The 15,045-nt window shown below is 66.8% G+C and carries 12 protein-coding genes; 7 read left to right on the forward strand and 5 right to left on the reverse strand.

Annotated features, from left to right (window positions below; translation table 11 throughout):
- Positions 1-71 precede the first annotated feature (71 nt).
- Complete coding sequence (locus tag NA11_RS33320) at positions 72-1,088, reverse strand: Rv2578c family radical SAM protein (RefSeq protein ID WP_069166032.1); 1,017 nt, start codon at positions 1,086-1,088, stop codon at positions 72-74.
- Between the two features lie 115 nt (positions 1,089-1,203).
- On the opposite strand from NA11_RS33320, the gene NA11_RS33325 reads away from it, so the two are divergent.
- Complete coding sequence (locus NA11_RS33325) at positions 1,204-2,004, forward strand: hypothetical protein (protein WP_141717977.1); 801 nt, start codon at positions 1,204-1,206, stop codon at positions 2,002-2,004.
- Positions 2,005-2,014: 10 nt separating this feature from the next.
- Here NA11_RS33325 and NA11_RS33330 read toward each other — a convergent pair whose 3' ends face one another.
- The gene (locus NA11_RS33330; RefSeq protein WP_069166034.1) at positions 2,015-3,019 is read right to left on the reverse strand and encodes an NAD-dependent epimerase/dehydratase family protein; all 1,005 of its coding nucleotides are present in this window, start codon (positions 3,017-3,019) and stop codon (positions 2,015-2,017) included.
- A gap of 255 nt (positions 3,020-3,274) precedes the next feature.
- Between NA11_RS33330 and NA11_RS33335 the strand changes: the two genes are divergently transcribed.
- Both NA11_RS33335 and NA11_RS33340 read left to right on the forward strand, forming a co-directional pair.
- A complete protein-coding gene (locus tag NA11_RS33335; protein WP_069166042.1) occupies positions 3,275-3,592 on the forward strand; it encodes a type VII secretion target in 318 nt (105 codons plus the stop codon).
- Positions 3,589-5,253: a hypothetical protein gene (locus NA11_RS33340; protein ID WP_069166035.1), complete on the forward strand. Its 1,665-nt coding sequence runs from the start codon at positions 3,589-3,591 to the stop codon at positions 5,251-5,253. Before NA11_RS33335 ends, NA11_RS33340 begins: the two co-directional genes overlap by 4 nt.
- A 1,587-nt stretch (positions 5,254-6,840) precedes the next feature.
- Here NA11_RS33340 and NA11_RS33345 read toward each other — a convergent pair.
- Together NA11_RS33345 and ypfJ are read right to left on the reverse strand one after the other, a co-directional pair.
- The gene (locus NA11_RS33345) at positions 6,841-7,338 is read right to left on the reverse strand and encodes a hypothetical protein (protein WP_141717979.1); all 498 of its coding nucleotides are present in this window, start codon (positions 7,336-7,338) and stop codon (positions 6,841-6,843) included.
- Positions 7,339-7,506: 168 nt separating this feature from the next.
- Positions 7,507-8,433 (reverse strand): KPN_02809 family neutral zinc metallopeptidase, encoded by a 927-nt coding sequence (ypfJ, locus tag NA11_RS33350; protein ID WP_069166036.1) that lies wholly within the window; start codon positions 8,431-8,433, stop codon positions 7,507-7,509.
- 161 nt (positions 8,434-8,594) lie between these two features.
- Here ypfJ and aspS point away from each other — a divergent pair, with 161 nt between their 5' ends.
- Positions 8,595-10,409: an aspartate--tRNA ligase gene (gene aspS, locus NA11_RS33355; RefSeq protein WP_069166037.1), complete on the forward strand. Its 1,815-nt coding sequence runs from the start codon at positions 8,595-8,597 to the stop codon at positions 10,407-10,409.
- A 248-nt stretch (positions 10,410-10,657) separates the two neighbouring features.
- Entirely contained in the window at positions 10,658-11,623 is a 966-nt protein-coding gene (locus NA11_RS33360) for a DUF389 domain-containing protein (protein WP_084655275.1), read from the forward strand.
- A 31-nt stretch (positions 11,624-11,654) separates the two neighbouring features.
- On the opposite strand, the gene NA11_RS46825 is transcribed toward NA11_RS33360, so the two are convergent.
- Complete coding sequence (locus NA11_RS46825; RefSeq protein WP_245746373.1) at positions 11,655-12,896, reverse strand: DUF2189 domain-containing protein; 1,242 nt, start codon at positions 12,894-12,896, stop codon at positions 11,655-11,657.
- A gap of 191 nt (positions 12,897-13,087) precedes the next feature.
- Here NA11_RS46825 and NA11_RS33370 point away from each other — a divergent pair, with 191 nt between their 5' ends.
- Positions 13,088-14,257, forward strand: a complete 1,170-nt coding sequence (locus NA11_RS33370) for a phosphotransferase family protein (RefSeq protein WP_069166038.1) — start codon at positions 13,088-13,090, stop codon at positions 14,255-14,257.
- A 441-nt stretch (positions 14,258-14,698) separates the two neighbouring features.
- Positions 14,699-14,848, forward strand: coding sequence for a hypothetical protein (locus tag NA11_RS45935; RefSeq protein WP_167837786.1), 150 nt, complete (start codon positions 14,699-14,701; stop codon positions 14,846-14,848).
- The last annotated feature ends 197 nt before the right edge of the window (positions 14,849-15,045 follow it).

A 15,045-nucleotide genomic window follows, 5' to 3' on the forward strand; every position in this document is an offset into this window, starting at 1 on the left:
CCAAACTACTCCGCACCACGCGGTGCGTCCGCCCGATATGTGCGGTTCCACAAGAACTGCCGGTTCAGGCGTCAGGCGAACAATGCCAGCTGCGGGTCGGCGGCGTGCGGACTTTCCGGTTGTGTCTCCGGTTCGGCCGGTTTTTCCGGTGTCAGGCCGTGCCGTTCGAGCAGCGGATCGAGGCGGCCGCGTAGCCAGGTCGAATACTCGGGCGGCACGTACGCGCCGCGGCCGTAGAGCTGGCGATAGCGCCGGAGCAGCGCGGGATGGTGCTCGCCGAGCCAGTTCAGGAACCAGCCCCTGGTGCTGCCGCGCAGATGCATCGGAAACGCGACCGCCGAGTGCGCCCCGGCCTCGGCGATCGCGCCGAACAGCCCGTCCAGGTGCGCCTTGCCGTCGGTGAGATAGGGAATGACCGGCGCCACCAGCACATTCACCTCGAACCCCGCGTCCGACAGCGCACGGACGAGCTCCAGCCTCGCCTTCGGCGACGGTGTGCCCGGCTCGAGACTGCGATGCAAATCGAGGTCGAAGATGGCGATCGACACCGCGAGACTCACCTTCACCTCGCGCGCGGCCAGGGTCAGCAGCGGCAGATCCCGGCGCAGCAGCGTGCCCTTGGTGAGGATGGAGAACGGCGTTCCCGAATCGGTGAGCGCGCGAATGATGCCCGGCATCAACCGGTATCGCCCCTCGGCCCGCTGATACGGATCGGTGTTGGTGCCGAGCGCGACCGGTTCGCGATGCCAGGACCGCCTGCCCAGCTCCTTGCGCAGCACCGCGGCGATATTCGTCTTCACCACGATCTGCGAATCGAAATCGCGGCCCGCGTCCAGATCCAGATACTCGTGCGTCGGCCTGGCGAAGCAATACCGGCAGGCGTGCGAACAACCGCGCATCGGATTGATCGTCCACTGGAACGACATCGCCGAATTCTCCGGCAGCTTGTTCAGCGCGCTCTTGCACAGCACCTCGTGAAAGGTGATGCCCTCGAATTCCGGTGTCTGCACGGTGCGCGTCAACCCGGCCCGGGTCAGCCCGGGCAGGGCGCCGTCGTCGGCATCCAGGGTTTGGTTTTGCCACCGCACCCCTCCAGTCGAACATGTGTTCCCATAAGGGCGCAAGTGGTGCTCGCGGTCCGGTCTTCGCCCCAACCTGCGGAGTTCGCCGAAAAAGCCGGTGTGACCGGCATATTCTCGGATGATGGCCGACGAGAACGACGATGACCTCACACCGAAAACCGAAGCGGCGGAAGAGGGTGACGAGGAAGACATCGATGGCGTCACGGTCGTCGAGGAATTCAGCTCGGGGAGCGGGGGAAGCGGCGGGGGATTCAGTGGCGGTGGGAGCGGCGGCGGCGATTCCGGCGGTGGTTCGACGGGCGGCGATTCGGGTGGTGGCGGTGGCGGAGCCATCGGTGTGGTCGTCGACGCGGGCGGCGAGGTCGTCGGCACGGTGACGGTGAATCCGGAGACAGGCACCGCCGAGACATCCGGGACCGACGTGACTGTCGTCGAGGAGACGTCGAATCCGCCACCGTCGGGTGGGTCCTCGTCCGGCGACGCGCCCGCCGAGGAGGCGCCTGCACCCGCGCCGTCGGGCGGTGCGCCCGCGCCGACGCCGGCCTCGGCGATGCCGAGGTTCAGTCCGACGGCGTTCGTCTTCCGTGATCTCGGGGCCAATAGTCAACAGACGCAATGCGTTCCGATCGCCTTCGGTTTCCTGCAGAACGGCGTGCCGGTGATCACCCCGATTTCGGTGCCGACGCGCATCTCCGCGCCCAAACAGTTGGCCAACGGGACCGTCATCTCCAAGGAATTCGCCGCGGTGCTCAGCGCCGCAGCGGCGACCGAGGCGGCGCTGGTGGTGCAGGAACAGGTCGAGCTGGGACTCATCGACGTCAACGAGGCGCCGCTGGCGTTCCGCAAGGAGCTCAACGATGTGTTTCGGCGCCATCGTCGGAATTTCATTGCGAACCAGTGCTTCCCGCCCGGCGCCCCGTGAGGTCGGTGGGTCAAGCAATCTGTCGAGTGTCCGGCGGGGTCATAGCGGTCGGGTCGGCGAAGAAGGCAACCAGGTCGCGGACGGTGTCGTCGGTGGGGCGCGGGCAGTAGCCGAGTTCGCTTTCGGCCTTGGCGTGATCGACGAGCGGGGCCGAAATCAGGGCGCCCAGTGCGGCTTTCGAGACGATATCGGAATTGAAGAGCTTGCCGATCGGGGCGAGCACCGGGATCGCGCCCGCGACGAGCTTGGGGGAGATGGCGAACTTCGGGCCCCTCTTGCCGCCGTGGCCCGCGGCCAGGCGACACAGGTCGAGCATCGAGATCATCTCGCCGCCGAGCAGGTAGTTCTCGCCGGTGCGGCCGTGCTCGCCTGCCAGGATCAGTCCTTCGGCGACGTCGCGCACGTCGACGAGGTCGAAGCCGCCGCCGATCATCGCCGGAATGCGGCCGTTGGCAGCGTCTTTGAGGGTGCGGTTGATGCGGGAGAGTGGCTTGCTGTAGTCGAGTGGGCCGAACACGCCGGTCGGGTTGCAGAGCACGGCGTCGAGACCCTTGTCGATCACCGCGCGCAGGGCGATCTCGCCTGCCCATTTGGAGCGGTCGTAGACGGGCAGCGTGGTGTCGGTGGAGCGCGGGGCGGTCTCGTCGATTCGTCCGCCGCAGCGGTACTGGTTGAACGCGTGGATCGAGCTGGCGTGCACCATGCGGCGCGCGCCGACCTCGAGCGCGGCCTCGGCGACCACGCGCACGCCTTCGGTGTTCACCTTCCAGGCGAGGTCGTTCTTCTCCGCGAGGGTGATCACCGCGACGAGGTGGTAGACGATCTCGGCGCCTGCCAATGTTTCCCGCATCGACGCTTGGTCGAGCACGTTGCCGCTCACCCAGGTGACGTTCGGCTCGGTGGCTGCCTGCGGCACCACGCGATCGATGGCGGTGACCTCGTGGCCGCGCGCGACGAGCAGGCGGAGCAGGTTCGTGCCAAGGTAGCCGGCTGCGCCGGTGACTGCGACCTTCATGCCGTCGAGAATATAGAACTTGTTCTAATTTGCAACGCGTTCCAGTTTGTTTGCCGGGCCGCAACCGCTCGGCGAGTCGAGATGCTGTTATTCCTGCCGTAGTCCCTGCCAGAACGTCGTCATAGGCTCGAAACTTGCCGGTACCGTCCGCTATATTGAGCCCAACCGAAGCGGCCATGCCGTTCGGCATGGGCAGATGGTGACGACGAAGAAGTTCACGACACTGATGTGCACGACGATTTGGGGGGCAACTCGATGAGTGATCTCTCGGTAGAGACCGACGCGGTCCGGGCGTTCGCCGCCACGAACGCGGGCATCGCCGGTGATCTTGCGGGGGCGGGTAATTTCGACGCGGTCAAGAACGTCTCGGCACTCGTGCCGGTGTTCGGATTGATCGGTGTCGACTATTTGGCGATGTTCGCCGCAGCTCAGGTATTGCAGGCAAAAGACATCAACGACCTGTCCGCGAAGTATGCCAAGTTGTCGGAGTCCGCGTTCAGCGCCGCCGCGGCGTACGACGTCACCGACGGGGTCAACGCCGGTTCGATCACCTCGCTAGGGGGTGCGCTGTGAAGCCGCTCGACACCGGCGTGATCGCGCCCGAAGAACACGCGATGGCGCACGCCGCCGACCAGAACGTCGCGATCGGTCAGCAGGCCGTGATGGACTCGATGCAGAACCAGGCGGTCATCGACCTGCCGCTCGGGCAGGTGCCCGAGGATCTGCCGCCGATCGAGCCGCCGGAGTTCGTGCTGGCCCGCAAGATCAGCGAGGACCAGCACAACGCGGTTGGCACCATGCCGGGCGGATTGCCGGGACTCGGCGGTAACCCCGCGCCGGACACCTCGGTCATTTCCGGTGTCCCTTCCGATGTTTCGGCGCTGCTCGGCAACGTTCAGCACGCGGCCGCTCCGATTGCCCAGGCCGCGCAGGGCACCGTCGACCACGCTCAAGGCGTGCTCAACGGCGCCCTCGGCGGCGCGCCGACCTCGGTGTCCGCCGCGATCAACCAGGCGCAGGCCGCGATCCCGACCTCGCTGCCCGCACTGCCCGCCGACCCGGTTGCCGCGCTGATGCAGGGCGTCGCCGTGCCCGCGTTGCCCGGCGTCGACGTGCTGATGCAGCCGATCCTCAGCCTGCTGAGCAGCTTCGGCACCGGCATCATCGGCGCGCTCGACCCGACGGCGATCCTGAGCCAGTCCTCCAAGGTCATCGACATGGCCATGACGGTCGGCAAGGGCAGCATGACCACCGTCGAGCAACTGTGGCAGAGCCAAGCCTCCCGCAGCGCGCAGGCCGCCAGCCAGAAGGCCAACACCGAAGGCCAGGAGACCAGTCAGCGCGGCATCGACATCTCCGAACTCACCCAGCGCGCCGCCGCGGTGGTGCAACAGGGCAACGCCCAATTGCTCGGTGTCGCATCGTCGTTCGCCACCCAGGCGACCGCGCTCGCGCCGGTGATCCTGACGCCGCCCGCGCAGGCCACGCTGATGGCGTCCGCCACCGAGCATCTCGGCCAGGCCGTCGGCATCGTCAACGCCACCCGCGGTGATCTGTCGGGCAAGACAGGCGAGCTGAGTGGCCTGGTGCAGCAGTTGGTCGCACCGGGCGGTGGGCCTGCGCCGCAGGAAGTCGCACAGGCGTTGGCGCAGAACGTCGGTCAGCCGATCCTCGAGCAGGCGCAGTCCGCCGCGTCGGATACCGCGACACAGACCGCAGGCCTCAATTCGTCCAGTACAGGCACGCCGTCGACCACGACCGCGTCGACCTCGAGCAGCCCGAGCTCGACCCACAGCGGCTCGCCGAGCAGTGGCCTGTTCGGCAGCCCGAGCCGCTCAGGCAGTCCGACCGGCACCGGTGGCAGGCCCGGAACGACGGGTAGCCCGTCGATCCCGAAGGTGCCGAGCGTCACCGGCGTCCCCGGCTCCATGTCGCCCGTACGCCCGATCAGCGGCATGCCCGGCGTACCAGGCAGCACAACGTTCGGCCCAGGCACAACCGGCACCCCCGGCACCACAACGGCAGGCGCAGGCAGCAGCTTCATGGGCGGCGCCCCCGGCGCCGCAGGCGCGCGCAACGACGAGGAAGAGCACGCCCGCACCGTGCAGCCATACCAAAGTGCCACCGGCAACGACGATCTCACCGGCCCACTGGGAGAGTCCACGCCCGATGTGATCGGCGCAACCCACTCGGATGAGATTGTCAGCTCTGACTATGAACAGGATCAGTTCTGACGGGATGAGTACAGCCTGGCTCGAGTGAGGGCTGGGTGGCTCGAGCAACGAGGTTGAGTGGCTCGAGCGACGAGGTTGGGTGGCTTGAGCGACGGGCGTGATGGGCTCGAGTGACTCGGGCGCGCGCAACAATGAGGAAGACCGCTCGCGGACCGTGCAGCCGTACCAAAGTGCCACGGGCAATGACGCTCTCACCGGCGAGTCCACGCCTGGTGTGATCGGTGCGACGCACTCTGATGAGATTGTCAGCTCTGATTATCAGCAGGATCAGTTCTGACGGACGAGTACGGCCTGGCTTGCGTGGCGAGGGTTGAGTTGCTTGAGCAGCGGGGGCATGGGCTTGAGCGACGGGGGCAGTGGGCTCAGGCCGTGAGGGTGATTGGCTCTGGCGATGGGGGTGATGGGCTCGGGCGTTGAGGGCAGTGCGCTCGAGCGACGGGCAGTGAATCGAGCGACGGGGCAGCGGGTTCGAGTGGTGAGGGGCAATGGGTTCGAGCAGCGAGGGGCAGCTGGCTTGAGCGGTGAAAGTTGAGTCGGGCCGGGCCGTCGTCGTTTGCGGTCCGGTGGTGGATGTACGAGTTCCAGCGGCTGGGGGCGATGGGTTCGGGCGGCGAGGATGATGGGCTTGAGCGATAGGGGGCAATGGGTCGGGGCGGCGCGGGCGATGGGTTCGAGCGGCGTAGGTGGTGGGTCGAGCAGCGAGGGCAGTGCGCTCGGGCGGCGAGGGCACGGAGTCGACTGACGGGGTGATCGGCTCGAGTTCGTGAGGGGCGATGGGCTTGAGCAGCGAGGGCTACTGGCTCGAGCAGTGAAAGTTGGCTCGGGCCAGGCTGTCGTCGTGTGCGGTCGGGTGGTGGACGTACCAGTTCCAGCGGCAGGGTGGGGTCGGCAACCAGCTCGCGTTGACCGATGGAGCGGTGTCATCAAAATCGCACGTACCAGGGACTATCCGGCATCAGCGGCCCCAGTAGGGAGCCGAAATGTATGCCCCGCTTGCGGTTTCGCACCCTTCCGGAGTTGGTCGGTTGATGATGGGGCACTGGTGGCGGCATCGGCCGAGTAGCCCCCGCCACCAGTGCCCCCTCGACCAGGAACCAGCCTCTGTGGTTCCGCATGCCGGGATCGCAGGGTTCCCCGAGGTGAGCGCCAGCGGGCTTGCCCCGCCGCAACACCGAAATCCGCGCTCCTAGTGTGCGTGCACACCGGTTGTGGAGTTGGTCGGTTGATCACTGGGAACTGGTGGCGGCATCGCGCGAGTAGCCCCCGCCACCAGTTCCCACTCGGCGCGCAACCACCCCGGTGATCCCACATACCGGGATCGCTGGCGCCCCGGAGACCGGCAACCGCGGCCAGCCCCCGGCTCAACGTCGAAATCCGAACCGCTCCTGTGGATCCGCACTTGTTCTGTGAATTCGCACCCCTTCTGGCAGCCCGGAACGAGTGCAAATCCACAGAACGAGTGCGGATCCGAGTCTTGGATCGTGGAACCCCGCACCCGTGGCGCTCCTCCTCGCGCGCCGGGAACTGTGGCGCGCGTGGCGACGTGTTCCCGCTGTCACGCGAGGTGGACGCGTTGTCGCGGACTGGTCAGTCGTGGATGAAGGCGTCGAGGAGGGTGCGGTAGAGGTTGTGGAAACGGGTGCGGGCGGCGATCTGTTCGTCGGTGAGGCCGGTGGTGAAGTCGGGGGCGTAGATCACCAGGTGGGCTTCCTGGTCCGGTGATTGCGGCATGTAGTCGATGATCTGACTGCCTTGGTCGGTGACTGTTGGATCGCCGAAATCTACGGTGGCGAGGGACTTCGTCTCGGCGATTGCCGCGTCGAGTGCTTCGCGGGGGAGGTGGCCGTTGGCGCGCGCGTCGACGTACTTCACGGCTCGGCCGTCACTGAATATCTGCAGTTGCGGGCCGAGATCACGCTTGGGGTGCCAAGCGTTCGGGAAGGTGGTCAGTGTGAACAGGGGTGTTGCCGCCACGTCGGGGTTGGAGGTCGGCTGGTCGGGTTCCGGGCTTGCGGCGGCCATTGCGCCACCGCCCGCGAACATCAGCAAGACAACCAGCAGTACCGTTTTCGTTCCGCGCATCATCCACTCTCTTTGCCGCTCTAGCGTGCCCGTCGACGGTACGGGTTGTCCGTCCTCGATCAGTACAGCGCCGAAACTGTCGACGTCGACTATCGCTGTGACACCTATTATTTCAGTGCTGCAGCGTTATGACGGGGTGCGGCAGAAAGATTCGAGGTGCCCGCCGAAAGGTCAGCGCAGTGCGGGCGGGTTCTTCAAGTCCGGCGCGGAATACGTGTCACAGGACTTGATCTGGCCGGTTTTGTAGCCGGCGAGGAACCACTTCTGCCGCTCCTCCGACGAACCGTGCGTCCAGGCTTCGGGATTCACCCGGCCCGTCGATGCTTTCTGGATGCGGTCGTCGCCGACTGCCGACGCGGCCGAGAGTGCGTCGCGAATATCGTTGTCCGACAGCGGCTTCAGGAAGGGCTGGTTGGCGCCCGGCGCGGGCGTCTTGTCTGCGAAGTACGCCCAGATGCCCGCATAGCAGTCGGCTTGCAGTTCGGTGCGCACCGCACCGGATTCGGGTCCGCGCGGATCGTCTTGTGCCCGGCCGAGAGTGCCGAGCTGGTTCTGGATGTGGTGGCCGATCTCGTGCGCCACCACATATTCCTGGGCGAGTGGACCGCCGCTCGCGCCGAATCGGTCGACCAGCTCCTGGAAGAAGGTGGTGTCGAAGTATGCGTTGCGATCGGCCGGGCAGTAGAACGGACCCACCGCGCTGGATGCCTGCCCGCAACCGGTGTTGACGGCGCCGGAGAACAGTCGCACGGTCAGGTTGGCGAACTTCTTGCCCGTCTGCTTGGGCAGCTGGTCGGTCCAGACCGCGCGCAGGCTTTGGGTGGTCAAGGCGATGCGGCAGTCCACGTACTTGTTGGCGTCGGCGCCGGTCTTGCAGTGCGACGGAGTGCCTGCGGGGGCGGTTTGGGTCTGCTGCTGATCCTGGGCACCGGTGAGGTCGCCGAGCAGCGAACCGGGGTCGCCGCCGAGCAGCAGCGCGATAACCAGCACGATGAGCCCGCCTGCGCCGCCACCGAGTGCGATCTTGCCGCCCCGCCCGGGTCCACCCCCGGAACTGACGGCGTCCGGATCGATTTGCATGCCTTCGTTGAAGGTCATCGTCGTCGCTTTCTCGTTGTTGCTACGCCTCGGACATACCCAGCCGATACAGCTTGGCACGGGTCTGGCTGGATCGGTTTCCTCTCGGCGGATGTGTCTCACTACGATGGGACCGCACCTGGTCATATCGTGCCGGTGCCGGAGTCGTCGAAAGGAACCCTGTGCTGCGCACCCACTTGGCTGGTTCGCTGCGAAGCGAGCACGCCGGTCAGACCGTCACCCTCACCGGCTGGGTGGCCAGGCGGCGCGACCACGGTGGCGTGATCTTCATTGATCTGCGCGACGCGTCGGGTGTGGCGCAGGCGGTGTTCCGCGAGGGCGAGCCCGCCGAGCAGGCGCACCGGCTGCGTGCCGAATACTGCGTGCTCGTCACCGGTGTGGTGGAGCAGCGGCCCGACGGCAACGAGAACCCGGACCTGCCGACCGGCTCCATCGAGGTGAACGTCACGCAGCTCGAGGTGCTGAACGAGAGCGCGCCGCTGCCGTTCCAGCTCGACGAGCAGCCCGGCGAAGAGGCGCGGCTGAAGTACCGCTACCTCGACCTGCGCCGCGAAGGCCCGGCGCAGGCGATCCGGCTGCGGTCGAAGGCGAACGCGGCCGCGCGTGCCGTGCTGGCGAACCACGAGTTCGTCGAGGTGGAGACGCCGACGCTGACCCGGTCCACGCCGGAAGGCGCCCGCGACTTCCTGGTGCCCGCGCGCCTGCAGCCGGGCAGCTTCTACGCGCTGCCGCAGAGCCCGCAGCTGTTCAAGCAGCTGCTGATGGTCGGTGGCATCGAGCGCTACTACCAGATCGCGCGCGCCTACCGCGACGAGGACTTCCGCGCCGACCGCCAGCCCGAGTTCACTCAGCTCGACATCGAGATGAGCTTCGTGCGCCAGGAAGATGTGATCTTGCTCGCCGAGCAGATCCTGGTGGCGCTGTGGAAGTTGATCGGCTACGAGATCACCACCCCGATCCCGCACATGACCTACGCGGAAGCCATGCGCCGCTTCGGTTCCGACAAGCCGGACCTGCGGTTCGGCATCGAAATCACCGAGTGCGCAGAGTATTTCAAGGACACCCCGTTCCGGGTGTTCCAGGCGCCGTATGTCGGCGCGGTCGTGATGCCCGGTGGCGCGAGCCAGCCGCGGCGTCAGCTCGACGCGTGGCAGGAGTGGGCCAAGCAGCGCGGCGCCAAGGGCTTGGCGTACGTGTTGATCAACGAGGACGGCACGCTCGGCGGCCCGGTCGCCAAGAACCTGAGCGACGCCGAACGGGACGGGCTGGCAAAGCATGTCGGCGCGGTGCCCGGTGACTGTGTGTTCTTCGCGGCAGGTCCGGCGAAGGCGCAGCGTGCGCTGCTCGGCGCGGCGCGCGGCGAGATCGCCCGCAAGGTCGGACTGATCGACGAGAACGCATGGGCGTTCGTGTGGATCGTGGACGCGCCGCTGTTCGAGCCCGCTGCCGAGGCGACCGCCAGTGGCGATGTGGCCCTTGGTCATTCGGCGTGGACGGCGGTGCATCACGCGTTCACGTCGCCGAAGCCGGAGTCCGTCGACACTTTCGACACCGACCCCGGTGCCGCGCTCGCCTACGCCTACGACATCGTCTGCAACGGCAACGAGATCGGCGGCGGCAGCATCCGTATCCATCGCCGGGATGTGCAGGAGCGCGTCTTCAAGGTGATGGGCATCAGCCAGGAGGAGGCGCAGGACAAGTTCGGATTCCTGTTGGACGCCTTCGCTTTCGGCGCACCGCCGCACGGCGGCATCGCCTTCGGCTGGGACCGGATCGTCGCGCTGCTCGCCGGGCTGGATTCGATCCGCGAGGTGATCGCGTTCCCGAAGACCGGCGGCGGCGTCGACCCGTTGACCGACGCGCCCGCGCCGATCACCGAGCAGCAGCGCAAGGAAGCCGGACTGGACGCCAAGCCTGCACCGAAGGGTGAGAAGGGCGCGAAGCCAGAAGCGAAGGGCGACAAGGCCGACGCGTAGGGGCGGCGTGTAGGGCGCGCTGGCGGACCCGGAGCGCACAAGGCAGGCGCGCTGGCGTTGGTGCGCGTGTTGGCAGATCCGAGGGCCGCAACGTCGACGCGTAGGCGAGGGTCGGCGCGTAGGGCGTGCAGGCCTACCTCGACGGCGACGCGACGGCGACAACGCGCACGGAAACCCGCGCAAACGGTACCTTTTGGACAGTTCGATCCGTCAACCCTGCCGGGCGACGCTGACCACGAGGGGAATCCGTGCTGCATCTGCGCATGATCAGCCCGCCCGAACAGACCGACAAGGTGCTGGCCGTGCTCGCCGCGAACGTCGGCGTCACCCATGTGACGCTGGCGCGCGGCGTCGCGGTGGAGCCTGCCGGTGACCTGGTGCAAGCCGATGTGGCGCGCGAGGCCGCCAACGAGGTGCTCGCCGATCTGACCGAACTCGGCATGTGCAAGTCCGGTGGCATCACGCTCGGACCTGTCGAAACCGTGCTGTCCGAGGCGGGAGACCGGGCGGTCGAGGCCGCGCCCGGCGATCCGACCGATGCGGTGGTGTGGGAAGAGCTGCTCGCGCAGACGAAGGAAGAGTCGACGCTCAACTCCACCTTCGTCGCCTTCCTCACCATCGCGTGCCTGCTCGGCGCGATCGGCGTTGCCACCGATTCGCCGGTGACCGTGGTCGGTGCGATGGTGGTCGGGCCGGAGTTCGGTCCATTGGCCGCCTTCGCAGTGGGCTTGGTGCGCAGGGACTTTCGGCTCGCGCGGCGATCGGCGATCGCGTTGGCGGTCGGGTTCCCGGTGGCGATGGTGGTCACCCTGTTCGCCACGTTGGCGTGGGAGAAGCTCGGCTGGATCAAGCTGACCAGCGTGTCGAACTTGCCCAATGTCGACTTCATCTATGAGGTCGGGCCGTTTTCCTTGGTTGTCGCCTTGCTCGCGGGCGCGGCGGGCATGTTGTCGCTGGTGACCGCCAAGTCGGCGGCGTTGATCGGCGTGTTCATCTCGGTGACGACCGTGCCCGCGGCCGGATTCGCGGTCATCGCAGCAACTTTGGGTGAGTGGCACGTCGCGTTCATGTCCGCGGGTCAGCTCGCGGTGAACCTGGCGGGCATCGTGGTGGCCGGGGTGATCGTGCTCGAGCTCCGCCCTCGTGCCGGCAACGAGGGCGGGCCGGTGCATCGGTTCAAACGGTGGGTCGGGATGCGGTCCCTGGTGAACTAGGGCTGATGGTGCTTCGGCTGTTGATCCAGGCCTACAGCGCTGAGACGAGGCCTCCGGTGAGCGTGCGATAGGCGTAGGTCACTGCGATGACCGCGACCGGTCCCGCGACCAGCAGGCCGAGGCCGCAGAGCAGCGCGCCGACGAACGTCACGAAGAGCACCGAGAGTGCCAGTAGCAGTACTGGCCAGACGTTGGCGACCACCAGGGTGGCGCTGGATCGGAGCGCCTCGAAGGGGCCTTGATCCTGATCGACGACGAAGTGGATCGAGAACATGCACAGGATGCCGACGATCAGACCGGGCAACACGCAGAACGCCGAGGCGATGCTCGTCGCGACGAACGCGAGCAGGGCGGTGAGCAGGACATTACCCGCGTTCATGAAACGGAAGTACGCGCCGAAAGGTGGTTTGGTGCCGTCGGTTTCATACAGCGCGCCGCGCACCATGGCGGCCTGGAGCAGCCACACGCCGACCATCACCGCGAGGAAGATCAGCAGCACGGGCAGGATCGACGTCGGATCGGTGAGCTGGACGACAGCCACGAACGCGAGATAGATGAGCAGACCGACTGCGGTCACACCGATCCAGGGGCCTGGATTCGAGCGGAACTTCTCCCAGCCGTAGCTGATCGCCTGTCCGACATCGAGGGTGCCTGGCACGCCGACCGCCGCCTGCTGGTAGCCGTAGGTCGGTGGAGGCGTGGTGCCGTACGGTGCGGCGCCTGCGGGTGGCAGCGCGCCGGGGCCGGTGCCTGGTTGGCCGTAGCTGGGTTCGGGTGGGGCCTGGCCGGGTTGTGGTTGGCCGTATCCGGGTTGTGGTTGGCCGTATGTCGGCTGGGCGTAGGTCGGCTGTGGTTGGCCGTAGCCCGGTTGCGGTTGGCCTTGCTCGGGTTGGCCGTAGCTCGGTTGCGATGCGGCGTAGCCCTGCTCGGATTGCGGTTGGCCGTAGGTTGGCTGGCCACCTTGCGGCTGGCCGTGCTCCGGTTTCGGCGGCGCGTATCCGGCCTGCGGCGACTGCTGTGAGGGTTGCTGCGGAGTCACCGGAGGCGGCGGCTCGACGGGTTCGTTGCCGTACTGCGCGGCACCCGGTCCTTCGAACTGCGGGTATCCGGCAGGTCCAGCCATCTCGTGGCGACCGTGCCCGCTGCTCGGTTCCGCGGAGTGCGGTGTCTGACTCTCGTGCTGGCCAGGCCGTGCCGCGCGGCGTTCGTCGTCTCCTTGATCGGGAGCGTCGCCAGCTGATTCGTGGGGCGGGGGAGGCGGTGTGCCGGTCATGCCATAGACCTTTCCACTCAACTGGTTTGCGGTGTGGCGCAGAGCAGTTGACGATGAGAAAACCTGACGGGTGCAATGGTGTCAAGCAACGCGCGTCGGTTCTGTAACCTCGGGGGAGACACGCCGAACGACGCGGAAAGGTTGTGTAACCGCTCGCTAGAAGTGACCCGATGCGAGTAACTTGAAGGGCGATGACCGCACTATTGGCCGAACGCGCCGCCGAAGTCGTGTCCGCAGCGCAACAGTTGCTCACAAAGCGAATGGGTGCTCCGGTAAAGCTGAGCGATCCGATCGAACTCAGCGGTAGTGGTAGAACGACGGTTCTCCGTGTGCGTGTTGCGGAAAACGCCTTCTCGTTGCCACGAACCCTCATCGTCAAGCAAGTGCGCGGGCACGCGCAGGACCGCACCACCGGCGGTCTCGCGCCCGGAGTCGCCAGCATCGACTCCGCGTTCCTGCGTGAAGCGGTGTCGTATCAGTTCACGACCGCGCTGAGCCGCGAACACCGACCCGGCGCGTACCTCATCGCGCACAGCCTGCCCGAGCGTTTGCTGATCCTCAGCGACCTCGGTGAAAACTCCCTGCTGACCGCGCAATTGCAGTCCGGCGCCGAGCCTGCCACCCGCAACGCCCTGATGGCGTTCGCGCAGGCGATGGGCCGGATGCACGCGGCAACCGTCGGGCGCGAAGCCGATTTCGTCGCGCTGCTGCGCCGCGTCGACGTGGTGCATCGAGTCGACGGCATCGCACAGCAGGCCGAATCCGCGATCGCCGAGGTGCCTGGGCTACTGCAACGCGAACTCGGCATCGACGTGCCAGGCGAGATCGCCGAACGGATCGTGCGCGGTAACCGGCTGTTCTCCTCCGGGCGATTCCGCGCGTTCAGTCCGTCGGATCTGTGCCCGGACAACGTCATTCTCAACGAGGAAGGCGCACGCTTCCTCGACTACGAGTGGGGCGGATTCCGCGACGCCACCCTCGACATCGCCTACGCGCTCGTGTCGTTCCCCGGCTGCCTGTGCGATTTCGAACTGTCCAGGGAACGCGGCAGGCAGATGCTGGAGGCGTGGCGCTCCGAAGTGGTCGGCGTGTGGCCCGCGCTGGCCGACGACGAGCTGCTGTCCGAGCGGATCCTCGAGGCCAGGCTGATCTGGGTCTGGTTGTCGACCTACTGGTTCCTGCCGTTGGATCACGCCCGCATCGCGGCCGCCCGTGAGCACGGGCTGTCCGTGCCGCGATCGGAGGCGCTGATCAACCGGTGGGCGGCACTGGCCGAAGACGCCAGGTGCACAGGTGACGACGTCATTGGCGACTTCGCCGAAGATGTCTCGGCCATGCTCGAAGAGCGCTGGTCCGAGTAAGCGACCCCTCGTCCCGGCTGACGTTCGCCGGGACGAGGCTGGTTCGCTATAAGGAATCGTTAAGCGGGTTCCTGAATTCTGTTCCCTGACAATGTTCGAGGCGCCGAGGAGCTGTGCTCCGACCATGGCGGTGCTGCGGGACAATGGAAATGCCGCTCCGATGTGCTTGGGCGGGAAAGAACGGGGGCGTTCTGATGAATTACTCACTGGTGATCATCGCTGCGGTGGTTGTTGTCGGCGGATTCGCTGTGTTCGCCTGGTGGCGGAAGAAGAAGCGCGCCGGAGCAGAGGAGTCGCAGCCTCGTGCCGAGCAGGCTGGGGCCGCGCTCAGTTCGGGCCTCGGTCGCAGCTACGGGCGTCGCAACAGGCGTCGGGCGCAACAGAAGTGGTGGAAGAGTGGGTCGGGGGCCGCCTATGGGGCGGGGGCTGCCGGGTTCATCGGTGGGTCCGGATGTAGCGGTGGAAGTCATCACGGTGATGGGGGTAGTGGCGGTGGGTGCAGTGGTGGTGGTGGCGGCTGCGGTGGAGGAGGCGGCGGCTGCGGTGGTGGTGGCGGGTAGACCTCGGCGGGCCTTGCTGGGCGGCGAGTGATCACCTGGTGCGCAGCGTGATTCGGCGGAGTGATCACGTGCTATGTCGTTCGGCTTTGCCGGGCTCCGGGGGCACGTGCGGCTGTGGTCGCGGTTTGCGTTGGGAGACTTCAGGTGTCGTGATCCCAGAAAGGTGTGCATTTCTCCGCGGGTTTGACGGTCTCCTGGCGAGTGCGGCCGTCTCGGGGTTTGCACTGG

It is taken from the genome of Nocardia altamirensis NBRC 108246, assembly GCF_001612685.1.
In the GTDB taxonomy this organism is placed as follows: Bacteria; Actinomycetota; Actinomycetes; order Mycobacteriales; family Mycobacteriaceae; genus Nocardia; species Nocardia altamirensis.